Here is a 13,130-nt window from a genome sequence, read left to right as displayed (position 1 = left end):
GTTGTTCACCGGAGTCTTGCTGATGAAACGGATCCTGATTGTAGGCGGTGTGGCTGGCGGCGCCTCTGCGGCGGCCAGAGCTCGCCGTCTGAGCGAAGAGGCCGAGATAGTGGTGTTCGAGCGTGGCGAGTTTGTCAGCTTCGCCAACTGCGGTCTGCCTTACCACATAGGGGGGGACATACAGGATAGGGATGCCCTGCTGTTGCAGACGCCCCAGAGCTTCAAGCGTCGTTTCAATGTGGATGTGCGAGTCTTTCACGATGTGATCGAGATAGACAAGGCTGGCAAGACACTGCTGGTGCGTCATCTGCAAACCGGTGAAGAGCGGCGAGAGCCTTACGATCAACTGCTGCTGAGCCCGGGGGCCGCGCCAATCCGTCCTCCGTTCCCCGGCATCGACAGCCCGCATGTGTATACCCTGCGCAATATCCCTGACATGGATCGCATCCTTGCTGCCCTGCAGCATGATCATCCGCGCCATGTCACTGTGGTCGGTGGCGGCTTTATCGGGTTGGAGATGATGGAGGCACTGCATCAGCGCAAGCTGGAGGTCACCTTGCTGGAGCTCTCCGATCAGGTGATGGCGCCGGTGGATAAAGAGATGGCCAATATGCTCCACGCCCGCATCCGGGAAGAGGGCATAGATCTGCGGCTGCGTACCGGTCTTGCCGCTATCGAGAGTCTGGATGTGCTGGCTGAGAAAACCGCCGCCGTGGCGAGCGCCACGCGCAGTGGCTTGCGTCTGACCCTGAGTGATGGTTCACATCTTGAAACCGGCCTGTTGATCCTGGCCATCGGCGTCAAGCCAGAAACCCTGCTCGCCGCAAAAGCGGGGCTGGAGTTGGGCCCGCGCGGCGGCATCAAGGTAGATGCCGGCATGCGCACCTCGGATCCTTTCATCCATGCGGTGGGGGATGCGGTGGAAGAGACAGATTTTGTGACCGGCGAATCCGTGCTGATCCCCCTGGCGGGGCCTGCCAACCGGCAAGGGCGCATCGCCGCCGACAACATGCTGGGGCGAGCCGAAACCTACAAGAAGACCCAGGGCACCGCCATCTGCAAGCTGTTCGATCTGGCGGTGGCCAGCACGGGTCTCAACGAGAAGCGACTGGTGCAACTGGGTTTGCCGTTCGAGAAGGCTTATGTGCATCCAGGCAGCCACGCCGGTTACTACCCCGGTGCTCATCCGGTCAGCCTCAAGCTGCTGTTCGCCCCCGATGGCAAGATCTACGGTGCCCAGGCCATCGGCAAGGACGGGGTCGACAAGCGCATCGACGTACTGGCGGTGGCCCAGCGCGCCGGGCTGACGGTGTTTGACTTGCAGGATCTGGAGCTCACCTATGCGCCGCCGTTCGGGTCGGCCAAGGATGTGATCAACATGGCGGGCTTTGTGGCGAGCAACCACTTGAAGGGGGATACCATCCTCTGCCACGCTGCCGAGGTGCAGGCCCGTTACCCCCATCAACAGGTGCTGGATGTGCGCAATGGCCCCGAACTCGACAAGCTGGGTCGCATCCCGGGTGCCCTGCACATTCCCCTCGATGAGCTGCGCGCTCGCCTGAATGAATTGCCCAGGGATAAGGAGCTGCTCATCAGCTGTCAGGTGGGCTTGCGTGGCCACGTGGCTTGCCGCCTGCTCAGCCAGCACGGCTTCAAGGTGAAAAACCTCTCCGGTGGTTTTAAAACCTGGCAGATGGCGGTGATGGACTAACCGACTCACCGCTGCCGTGAAACGCCGACCTCAGGGTCGGCTTTTTGTTATCTGTCTGGTGGCAATCGTTCTCGACATTTTGCAATGAGTTTTGTGTCAAGCGAGTCGGATGTCTTATCCTGTTGCCTATCGCGCTGCTATGGCAGCAATCCAATCCGGGATGGAACCTATGCGCCCTTTCGACCCTCGCCCTGCTGCTCACCAATGTGCCCATGCTCTCGTCTCACCACTTAGGCGCCGTTGGTCAGCCCTGTTGCTCACAGGGCTGACCGGTCTGCTCTTGGCCGGTTGCGGCCCAGACAAGCCAGCGGCAACCGCCGATCAAGCGTCCGCAGCCCGGCAAGTTGCGGGGGCGCCAGACACTGTAGTGCAGGCCAATGCCCGCCAGTATCGGGATGCACCGGCGCTGGCGCTGGTCTTTTCCGGCCCGCTGGCGCCCAAGTCCAATTGGCAAACCTGGCTCAGTGTGAGCGAGGGGGGCAAGCAGTTGCAGGGGGAGTGGGTTCTGGCCGAGGATGGCCGCACCCTCTACTTCCCGCAGGTAGCGCCCGACAAGAGTTACAAGGTGACCCTCAAGGCTGGGCTGGGGCCCGAGGCGCAGAGCTGGACCCTCAAGACCCGACCACTGGAGGCGGGAGCCTCCTTTGCAGCGAGCGGCATGGTGCTGCCGCTTCGTCAGGAGCTGCGCCTGCCCATCAGCGCGGTCAACGTGGATGAGGTCAATATCGATTTCTTCCGGGTCGATGCCGAATATCTGCCACGTTTTCTGGCCGAATACAGACCCGGCGCAGGCATGGGCAACTGGGAGCTGGAGCAGATCACCAGCCGCGCCAAGCGGGTGTTCAGCGGCCGTTACGCCCTTGAGCTGGATCCCAATCGCCGCGAGACCCGCCTCATCAACGTCAAGGAGCCGCAGCTGGCCGAGGCCGGCGTCTACTTTGCGGTCATGTCCCCCCTGGGCAACTACGACTGGCGCAAGGAGACCACCTATTTCGCGGTGAGCGACATGGGGCTCAGTGCCCGTCGCTATCGGGACCAGCTGGAGGTGTTTGTCAGCGCGCTCTCGAGCGCGGATCCCCTCAAGGAGGTACAACTATCTTTGCTCGACGAGAAGGGCAACCGGCTGCAGGTGCAACAAACCGATCTGCGGGGGCATCGCCGCTTCGATCAGGTGCAGGGCGCGCGCCTGCTGCTGGCCGAGCAGGGCAAGCATCTGGCTGTGCTGCGCCTCGATGGCGCCGCGCTGGATCTCTCCGCCTTTGAATTGGGCACCCAGCCCTGGCAGGCCCAGCAGCTTTATCTGTTCAGCGGGCGGGATCTCTACCGCCCCGGCGAGCGGCTTGACAGCGAAATTTTGCTAAAAGGGCAGGATGGCCAGCTGCTGCCGGGCATGGCGGTGGAGCTGGATGTGAAACAGCCGGATGGCCAGCTGCTGGAGCAAAAACGTCTGCTGCCGGACAGCCTGGGCGCAGCCCATTACGGCCTGCGCCTGCCAGATGATGCGCCGCTCGGCCGCTGGACCATCACCCTGAAAACCGCCGCCGGCAGCCGCTTCGAGTGGCCCTTCCTGGTGGAAGAGTTCCTGCCGGAGCGGCTCAAGCTGCAACTTGGCAAGGGACCGGATGGTGAATTACTGAACCCGCAGGAGGCACTCACCTTGCCGTTGCAGGGGGATTATCTCTATGGCGCCCCGGCGAGCGCCACCAAGGCCAAGGCAGAGGTGAAGATAAGTCGCGCCACCATGCCCTTCACCCAGTGGCAGGAGTTTACGCTGGGGGATGTGCTGCTGACCGAGCAGGCCAGGGATCTGGAGCCTGTCACGCTCACCCTGGACAAGCAGGGGCATGGCGCATTTTCGCTGGTGGATCAACTTGCCAGCGTGGGGACCCTGGGGCCGCTGGAGGTGGCTTATCGGGTCTCTTTATCCGAGCCCGGTGGCAGGGCGGTCAATCGCAGCCGTACCCAGTACGGCTGGCCCACCGGTAGCCAGTGGCCTGCGCTCAAGGCCGATTTTGTGGCAGACAGAGTGGAGGGGGGCAAGACGCTGCCTTTCCAGATCCTCAACCTCGATGAGCAGGGCCAGCCGGTGGCGGGCGAGGTGAAGGTGCGTCTGGTCAACGAATACCGTGACTACTACTGGCACTACGCCGATGGCGAAGGGTGGAAGTACGAGTTCAACAGTCAGCCCTATCTGGAGCAGGAGCAGACACTGCAACTGGATGGCAAGGGGCCGACCACCCTCAGCTTGCCCTTGGCGGCGGGCTGGTATCGGTTGGAGGTGGAGAACAGCCAGGGCCATCAGTCCAGTCTGCGGGTCGAGATCGGCAGTTACGCCTGGGGTGGCGGTGGTGAGCAGGCGCGGCCTGACAAGATTGCCATCACCCTCGATAAACGCGCCTATCAGGCGGGTGACAAGGCGAAAGTGACTCTGGTTGCCCCCCGTGCGGGCAAGGGGCTCTTGCTGGTGGAGGATGGTGACGGCCTGCGTTGGTGGCAGCGTATCGAGCTGCGAGCCGAAGGTGGTGGATTGGCAGAGGCGCGTGGCGAGTTCGAGATCCCCGTCAGCCCTGAGTGGCAGCGCCACGATCTGCATATCTCTGCCCAGATTGCCGCCCCTGACAGCGAATCAAAGCCGGTGAGCCAAAAGAGTGTGCAGAGCCTGCGCTCGGTCGGTTTGGTGCCGCTCGCGCTCGACCGTGAGGCCCGCCGCCTGCCGCTCACCTTGAGTGCGCCGGACAAGGCGGTGCCTCTCACTCGCCTTGAGGTGGCGGTGACCTCGACACCAAACAGCCAGGGCCGGGTGGTTCTTGCTGCGGTGGATAGGGGAGTGCTCAATATCAGCGACTACCAACCCCTCGATCCGTTCGAGATCTTCTTTGGCCGCAAGCGCTTCGCGCAAGACTTGTTCGACAACTACGGTCAGGTGATCCCGCCGCAGGATGGCAAGCTGGCTCGCCTCAACTACGGCGGTGATGCGCCGGCCCTGAAGAAGGGAGGGGCGCTGGAGAGCCGGGTCGAGGTGGCGGCGCTCTGGAGCGGCGAGGTGAGTTTTGACGAGAGTGGCAAGGCGGTGATCCCGCTTGATCTGCCCAACTTCAACGGCGAGCTGGCGCTGATGGCGCTGGCCTGGAACGAGCAGCAGGTGGGTCAGGCCGAGCGTGCCGTCAACGTTGTGGCGCCGCTGGTGGCCGAGATAGGCTGGCCGCGTTTTGGGGCCAGAGGGGATGAGACCCGTGCTCTGGTGCAACTGCGCAACATGAGTGGTGAAGATCAGAGCCTGTCGCTGACCTGGACCCTGACCGGTGGCTTGCAGGCGGGCGGCGAACTGCCCGAGACGCTGGAGCTGAAAAACGGCGAGGAGCTGTGGCTGACCCTGCCGCTCACAGTGACCGGGGCGAGCGGTGTGGCTCGCCTGCAATTGGCGGCCAGCGGCAAGGATTTTGCGGTAAACCGCGAATGGTCGCTGCCGCTGCGATCCCCCTGGCCAGCCCAGACGCGCCAGCGCTATCAGATGCTGACCCCAGGTCAGCAGATGAGCTTTGCCCAGAGCGAGCTGGCCGGGCTGGATCCCGCCAATCTGCAAGGGCTGCTCAGCCTCTCCGGCACTCCTCCCTGGGATCCGGCCGGCCAGTGGCAAGCGCTTGCCCAGTACCCCTACGCCTGTCTGGAGCAGACCCTGTCTCGCGCCTGGCCTTACTTGCTGACAACGGCGGATGAGCGTGCTGCCTGGTCAAACAATCTGCCAAACGTGGACAAGCCGGTGAGCGAGGCGGACCTGCAGCGCGCCCTGCTGCAACGGTTGCAACGACTGCAATTGCCCGGCGGCGGCTTTGGTCTGTGGGATGGCCGCTCCGATGAGGAGCAGTGGCTCACCGCCTATGCGGCCGATTATCTGCTGACAAGAAAAGAGGCCGGTGATGCCGTGCCCGAGGCGATGCTCAATCAGGTCATCAACCGTTTGCAGAGCTATCTCACCGACAGCCAGTATGGGGAGCGCTGGAGCAGTGCCCCTGAACACAGCCGGCTGGCTTATCAGGCTTACAGTGCCTTCGTGCTGGCGCGAGTAGGCAAGGCGCCACTTTCCACCTTGCGCCTCATCTGGGAGCAGCAGGCGGATCATGCCCGCTCCGGTTTGCCGCTCTTGCACCTCTCGCTGGCGCTTTCCGCCATGGGGGATGAGCAGACGGCTGCCAAGGTTTTGACTCGGGCGCTGGCAACCCCGCGCGGCGATGACTATCTGGCCGATTACGGTTCGCCCCTGCGCGATGGGGCGTTGGAGCTCGCCCTGCTGCGCCAGCACAAGCTGGCCGAGGATCGCTGGCCCGAGTTCAGCGCCAAGGTGGCCGACACCCTGGCCCATCGCCAGTGGCTAAGCACTCAGGAGCGGCTGGCCCTGTTGCGGTTGGCACAGGTCGATCCTGCGGCTGACTGGCAGGCCAGGGTAGTGTCAATCAGTGGCAACCAGGCCATTGCCGGTAAAAACAGTGTGCAGATCGGTGCCCCCGAGGCCTTGGCGGCCACTGGCGTGACCAACGAGGGCAAGGGCTCCCTCTATGTGCAGCGCACCCTGGTAGGCTATCCCGAACAGGCCCCCGTACGCATCAGCCAGGGCATGAGCGTGACCCGCAGCTGGTTCAATGCCGATGGTAAGCCGCTCGATCCTGCCAAGGTCAAGGTGGGCGATTTGGTGGTGGTGCGGCTCAATGTGAGCAGCGAACAGACGGTGCCCGATGCCTTGCTGGTGGAGATGCTGCCGGCGGGATTTGAGCTGGAAAACCCGTCCCTTGGCACCAGCATCAAGCTCGAGGAGCTCAGTATCGAGGGCAAGCCTGCGTGGCAGAGTGAGTGGAGCGATTACCTCAAACATCAGGAGTTTAGAGACGATCGTTATACGGCCGCGCTGGATCTGAGCGAGGGGGGCAATCAGCAACTGGTCTATCTGATGCGAGCAGTGACCCCGGGCCGCTATCAGGTGCCGCCGACTCAGGTGGAAGACATGTATCGACCCGAACTGAGGGCGGTGGGCCAGGATATCCATGAGGTGACCATTTCTGAGTAATTCGCCTTTGCAGGACGAGGCGCGTCCAGCCGTTTTTTGGTCGCGCGCTCGCCAGTGGTTGCATCAGGGCAGGCTTGCTTTGCCAGGTTTACCTCGCTGGCTGCGGCTGACGGGGTTGGGAATGGGGGCTCTCATCCTGGTGTTGCTGGTGCTGGATCGCGCCTTCCCGCCGCCACCGCTGGATCCTGCCTATGCGCGGGTGGTGCTCGATATGAAGGGGCGTCCCCTGCGCGCCTTTGCCGATACCAGCGGGGTGTGGCGCTATCCGGTGACCCTGGAGCAGGTCTCTCCCCGTTACATAGAGGCATTGCTCGGCTACGAGGATCGCCATTTCTGGCGCCATCCCGGGGTCAACCCTGTGGCCATGGTACGCGGGGTCTGGCAGTGGCTGCGTTACGGGCGGGCGGTATCGGGGGGCTCTACCCTTACCATGCAGGTGGCCCGCTTGATCGAGCCCTATCACAGGAGCGTACCCGGCAAGCTGCGCCAGATGGCGCGGGCGCTGCAACTGGAGTGGCACTACGACAAGCGCACCCTGCTCACCGTTTATCTCAACCGTGCTCCCTTTGGTGGCAATCTGGAAGGAGTACAGGCGGCCAGCTTTGCCTATCTGGGCAAGAGTGCGGCCAAGCTCACTCATGCCGAGGCCGCCCTGTTGGCGGTGCTGCCGCAGGCCCCCAGCCGTTACCGACCCGATCGCCATCCGGATCGTGCCCGCGCCGCCCGTGACAAGGTGATGCAGCGACTGGTCAAACAGGGAGCCTGGCCAGACGCCGTGTGGCGTGAAGGGCGAATAGAACCCGTGCTGGCGCGCGGTCACTTCACTCCCATGGAGGCGCCGCTGTTTGCCCGTCTCGCCGCTGACAGCCAGCCGGGCGCCCTGGTGCACACTACCATAGACGGCGATCTGCAGCGCTGGCTGGAGGCGCGGGTGGCGACTTATATCCGTCGTTTCCCGGAACAGACCTCCGCCGCCCTGCTGCTGGTGGATAACCAGACCATGGCGGTGCGCGCCTACGTGGGCAGCGCCGAATATGGCAATTTGCGCCGTCATGGCTACCTCGACATGGTGCAGGCGATCCGCTCACCCGGCTCCACCCTCAAGCCGTTTATCTATGGTCTGGCCCTCGATGCTGGCCTGGTTCATTCGGCCTCCCTGCTCTCCGATGCCCCCAGGCTGGGGTCGGACTATCGACCCGCCAATTTTACCGGCGCCTTTCAGGGGCCTGTCACCCTGACCCGGGCGTTGCAGCAATCCCTCAACGTCCCCGCCGTGCAGGTACTGGAGGCCCTGGGGCCCGATACTCTGGTCAATCGACTGGATAACGCCGGGGTCAGGCTGGCCCTCTCCGACAAGCCTAATCCGGCTATTGCGCTGGGGGCGGCCGGCGTCAGGCTGGAACAACTGGTGGCGCTCTATAGCTCCCTCACCCGGCAGGGGCAGGTGGCGATGCCGGTCTGGCTGGCGGGGCAACAGGCAGTCTCGCGCCCCTTGTTGAGCCCCGGGGCGGCCTGGATCACCTGGCAAATTTTAAGCTCGCAGGGGCGGGCGGATCAGCCCTTTGCCAGCGAGGCGACCGGCCGGGTCAATCGGCTGGCCTGGAAGACGGGCACTAGCTATGGCTATCGGGACAGCTGGGCGCTGGGAGTCTCCGGCCGCTGGACCCTGGGGGTCTGGCTGGGGCGGCCCGATGGGACCCCCTTGCCCGGTTTTTATGGCCAGAGCGCGGCTGTGCCGCTGCTGCTCTCCGTCTATTCGCGACTGGGGGACAACAGCCCCCTGCCAGCGCAACCCAATACGGTGAGCGAGGCCGAGATCTGCTGGCCACTGGGGCGGCGGGTGAGTGCCACCCTGCTTGAGGCCTGCTTGCAGCATCAGAGCGCCTGGCTGCTGGATGAGCGGGATCCCCCTACCTTGCCAGACCCCATGGATTGGCCTTCCCCCCTGCGCCAGGTGGCACTGACCAGTCAGGGCAAGCCGACGCTGACCCGTTGTGACGATGCCAGCCAATCTGTCTGGCGGGCGCTGTGGCCCTTGTCGCTGGAGCCCTGGCGCGTGCCTGGCGAGCGGCGCAAGGCGCTGCTCGCCAGCGGTTGTGAGGGAGAGGCACAGTGGGCGGATCTGCAGGCGCCGATTCGCATCGTCGCCCTGGGGGAGGGCAACCTTATCCGTAGCCAGCGCTATCGCCTGCAACCCAGGGTGCTGGGTGGCGTGGGCAAGCCATTCTGGTTTCTCAATGGCCAGCGCCTGCGCTGGGATGGGGATCAGGTATTGAGCAAGGCAGGCCGCTACCAGCTGGTGGTGGTCGATGAGGCGGGCAACAGCGACAGGGTGGAGTTTCGGTTGGAGAATCCCTCCTGAAGAGGGGGATCCTCCTGATTTGGCCGGGCAGCGCGCTGGAATATTGGCGCCGCCTTATATCATCACGGCGGACTCAGGATTTGACCTGGCCCAGCCGGGTGAAGAAGTGCTGGCTCTTGCGCTGGTGAAAGTGGCTCTTCTTGATGGGATGGAAGATGAGGTTGCTAGTCGGGTGGCTTGCCTTGAGCTGATGGATCATCGCCATGGCGGGCAATGAACAGCTGATCAGGGTGGTGAGCGGCAGGCTGTGGGTCGCTGGCCCCAGCAGCTGATTGAGCCCTTGCTGCGCCAGCTCGAAACGGGTCAGGGCTGCTGGCTCGGCATAGCCGCTGCCCAGCATGGTGAGCATGGCATCGAGGGCCTGATGGAACTCGGCCAGTTGCTGGCGAAAGCCGCTGCGGGCACGCAGTGCAATCAATTCATCGAAGGAGATTTCGCTCAGGTGAGTGGGCACTTGCAATGGTATCTCGAGGTGGAAGCAATCCTGGCCGCCCCGATTGTGGTAGCGGGATTCGAGCAGGTGCAGCAGCCTGTCCAGATAGTCGTGATCCGTGATGAGCGCCCCCTCATTGGCGAGTGCCCACTCACGGGCGAGGCGCATGGAGAGCAGATTGGCAAAGCGCCGCGCCATCTTGATCCCCCCCTCATCCTGGCTGGCAAAGCCGTGGGCGAGGCAAAAGCCGTGCAGCCGCTCAAGACCGGCCTGGGTCGGGCAGAAGCAGTCGTGATTGGCGCTTTGACGCCAGCGAGTGATGAGATCTCTGTTGCCAAATACCTTGTGGCGGGCAAAGTCGGGTGCGACAAGACCGCCGAGCTGACTCTCCAGCTGAGGGGTGATATCTGCAAAGAAAGCTGGCTCAGGCCGCTCTGCCAGCAGGTCGGTTCGCTGCTCCAGCGTACTTAGCAAAGTGGTGAGGCCGCTTTTCTCACTGATGGTGAAGACGAAGGCGAGTCGCTCCAGATAGAGCAGGGCAAACTTGAGCCAGAGTTCGTCACGTACCTCCATGCCGGGGTAGTAGATATAAGTCTTCATCGGATCTTCTGTGTTGAAGCATCTTGCCAGGGCGCAGGTTCGGGAATATACGCAAGATTGCCGCCGGGCCGCAAACATTGAGTGGGAGAATATGGGTGAACGCTCAGCCTGTAGGCGCTGGCAACAAAGTTCTGATATAATCCGCGCCCTTAAATCAAGGCCACCCGAGTTGAAACCATGAAGTTCATTATCAAGCTGTTCCCGGAAATCACCATCAAGAGCAAGTCAGTGCGCCAGCGTTTCACCAAGATGTTGCAGGGCAACATTCGCAACGTGTTGCGCCGCTTCGACGAAGATGCCCGCGTACGGATGGATTGGGACAAGCTGGTAGTGAGCTCCCGCAATGATCAGTTCCACGCCCAGTATCTGGAAACCCTGGCTTGTATCCCTGGCATTCAGTACTTCCTCGAAGTGAAACTGAGCAACTTCACCGACCTGCATGACATCTTCGAGCAGACCCGCGCCGTCTGGGGCGATCGCCTGAAAGGCAAGACCTTCTGCGTGCGTGCTCGCCGTGTCGGCAAGCACGATTTCAGCTCGCTGGAGCTGGAGCGTTATGTGGGTGGTGGCCTCAACCAGCATTGCGAAACTGCCGGCGTACGTCTGAAAAAGCCTGACATCCAGGTCAACCTGGAAGTAGAAAACGACGAGCTTTACATCATCAGCGCCGTTCACCATGGTATGGGTGGCTTCCCCATGGCGACCCAGGAAGACGTACTGAGCCTGCTCTCCGGCGGCTTTGACTCGGGCGTAGCCTCTTACCAGTTCATCAAGCGCGGTTGCCGGGTGCACTATTGCTTCTTCAATCTCGGTGGTGCCGCCCACGAGATCGGGGTCAAGCAGGTGGCCTACTACCTGTGGAGCAAGTTTGGTGCTTCCCATAAGGTACGTTTCACCGCAATCGACTTTGAGCCCGTGGTCGCCGAGATCCTGGAAAAGGTGGATAACGGCCAGATGGGGGTAGTGCTCAAGCGCATGATGATGCGTGCCGCAGGCCAGGTGGCTGACTACTTCCAGATCCCGGCCCTGGTGACAGGGGAGTGCGTGGGTCAGGTATCTAGCCAGACCCTCACCAACCTCAACGTCATCGATCGGGTGACCGACAAGGTGATCCTGCGCCCGCTCATCACCTGGGACAAGCCGGATATCATCAGCGAAGCCCGTCGTATCGGCACTCTGGAGTTTGCCGAGACAATGCCGGAGTATTGCGGCGTCATCTCCAAGAAGCCGACCATCAAGGCTGTGCTGTCCAACATCGAGGCGGAAGAGGCCAACTTCGACTTCGCCATCCTGGACAAGGTGGTGTCCGAGGCCCGTTACCTCGACATTCGCCGCATAGGTGAAGAGACCGCCGCCGAGGTTCAAGAGATAGAGACCACAGAAGTGCTGGCTGCTGACGAGGTGATCCTGGACATTCGCTCCAGTGATGAGCGCGACGAGAAACCTTTGGTGGTGGAAGGCCGTGACGTGCTGCACATCCCCTTCTTCAAGCTGGCCACCGCCTTTGGTGATCTGCCCAAAGAGCAGACCTATCTGCTCTACTGCGATCGCGGCGTGATGAGCAAGCTGCAGGCGCTCTACCTGAAAGAGAAGGGCTTTGACAACGTCAAGGTGTACCGCCCCTAATCAGGGGTGACGTTTCGAATAAAAAATCCGGCCAATGAGCCGGATTTTTTATTTCACTGCGCATCACGCTCTGATGGCGCGTCGAGATAAAGTGGGGGTCAGGGGCAGGGGACAGGGGTAAAGGTTGACTCGCCCTGGCAACGCCAGCCCATTTCGGCCTGCTTCATCTGCCACAGATTATTGCTGCGAAACAGGGTCAGGATATAAAGTATGTCACTCTTGTTGCCATCGAGGGCAACCGACAGCACCAGATCATTATCCAGTTGCTGTGCCTGGATGCGACTGGGTATGTCGCTATGGCCGACAAAACGCAGTGCCACTTCACGATAATCATTGACCCAAGTTTGCCGGGTCGTGCTTGCCTGACGGATCTGCTGGTTGAACTGCTGCACCGGGGTAGAAGCCAGTCGTCCAAACAGTACCTGTGCATCGGCGTGCGCCGTTGCCACATTCATCAGTAGCAGGGAAGTAATGAGCCCAAGTTTTTGCATGAGGGATTCCGGCTTACAACGACTGGATCCTATGACAACAGAAAAGCCCGCTTGGTTCAACGTAACGAGGCCGGGAGTGCGACATGCCCCCCGGCCCGAACATCAATGGCGTTGCAGCGAAAAGGTGGGCAGTGACAGGTGCCAGTAAATGGCAGCGACCCGCAGACCAAATACCCCCAGCATGCTGATCAGCATGGCGGTCACCCTGTCCACGTTGACCTCCAGTGCCAAGGTATAGAGGATGCCCCCCAGAATGCAGGCGGTGGCATAGATCTCCTTTTGCAGCACCATGGGCACCTCCCGTGCCAGCACATCGCGGATCATGCCGCCTGCCACACCCGTCATGGTCCCCATGATCACCGCTATCAGACCTGGGGTACCGAAGTTGAGAGCCTTCTGGGCACCGATCACGGTAAAGAGAGCCAGCCCGAAGGCGTCCGCCACCGGCAGCACATACCAGGGCATACGCTTGGGTAGCTTGACCATCCACATACCCACCAGCGCCGTGGCAATCACCACCCAGATATAGAGAGGGTCACGCACCCAGAACACAGGGGTGGCACCCAATATCATGTCGCGGATGGTGCCGCCACCAATGGCGGTTACTGCCGCCAGTACCATGACGCCGAAGGCATCCATCCTGAGCCGCCCTGCCACCAGGACGCCCGAAAACGCGAATACCGCAGTACCAAACATGTCGCTGATGTAAACAATCTGCTCAACCAGTGTCTGCATGGAGAACAACTCACGTCCAATTGTTGATGGGGTCGCGATTTTAGGGGGTGGACAGGCTTCTGACCAATGATGGCCTGCAAAAATGAGAGCCAGCCCCAGTTTTTGCAAACGGG

At 61.9% G+C, this 13,130-nt stretch carries 7 protein-coding genes; 4 read left to right on the top strand and 3 right to left on the bottom strand.

The genetic code is table 11. The features are described from left to right. The first annotated feature begins 22 nt into the window (after positions 1–22). The 3 genes from ONZ54_RS14275 (at position 23) to pbpC (ending at position 9,132) form a co-directional block, all read left to right on the top strand. Complete coding sequence (locus ONZ54_RS14275; protein WP_271786486.1) at positions 23–1,711, top strand: FAD-dependent oxidoreductase; 1,689 nt, start codon at positions 23–25, stop codon at positions 1,709–1,711. A gap of 169 nt (positions 1,712–1,880) precedes the next feature. Further along, positions 1,881–6,770, top strand: coding sequence for an alpha-2-macroglobulin family protein (locus ONZ54_RS14270; RefSeq protein WP_271786485.1), 4,890 nt, complete (start codon positions 1,881–1,883; stop codon positions 6,768–6,770). 7 nt (positions 6,771–6,777) lie between these two features. Next, positions 6,778–9,132 (top strand): penicillin-binding protein 1C, encoded by a 2,355-nt coding sequence (gene pbpC / locus ONZ54_RS14265; protein ID WP_416995552.1) that lies wholly within the window; start codon positions 6,778–6,780, stop codon positions 9,130–9,132. 73 nt (positions 9,133–9,205) lie between these two features. On the opposite strand, the gene ONZ54_RS14260 is transcribed toward pbpC, so the two are convergent. Continuing rightward, positions 9,206–10,165: a hypothetical protein gene (locus tag ONZ54_RS14260; RefSeq protein WP_271786483.1), complete on the bottom strand. Its 960-nt coding sequence runs from the start codon at positions 10,163–10,165 to the stop codon at positions 9,206–9,208. Positions 10,166–10,342: 177 nt separating this feature from the next. Here ONZ54_RS14260 and thiI point away from each other — a divergent pair, with 177 nt between their 5' ends. Then, on the top strand, positions 10,343–11,791 hold the full coding sequence (gene thiI, locus ONZ54_RS14255) for a tRNA uracil 4-sulfurtransferase ThiI (protein WP_271786482.1): 1,449 nt from the start codon (positions 10,343–10,345) through the stop codon (positions 11,789–11,791). A 98-nt stretch (positions 11,792–11,889) separates the two neighbouring features. Here thiI and ONZ54_RS14250 read toward each other — a convergent pair whose 3' ends face one another. After that, entirely contained in the window at positions 11,890–12,282 is a 393-nt protein-coding gene (locus tag ONZ54_RS14250) for a hypothetical protein (RefSeq protein WP_271786481.1), read from the bottom strand. Between the two features lie 102 nt (positions 12,283–12,384). Next, a complete protein-coding gene (locus ONZ54_RS14245) occupies positions 12,385–13,017 on the bottom strand; it encodes a trimeric intracellular cation channel family protein (protein ID WP_005310300.1) in 633 nt (210 codons plus the stop codon). Positions 13,018–13,130: the final 113 nt, after the last annotated feature.

Origin of the sequence: Aeromonas salmonicida, assembly GCF_028355655.1 — a bacterium.
Taxonomy (GTDB): domain Bacteria; phylum Pseudomonadota; class Gammaproteobacteria; order Enterobacterales; family Aeromonadaceae; genus Aeromonas; species Aeromonas salmonicida.
Note: the sequence above shows the minus strand (reverse complement) of the source record. Positions and strands in the feature narration are given on the sequence as shown.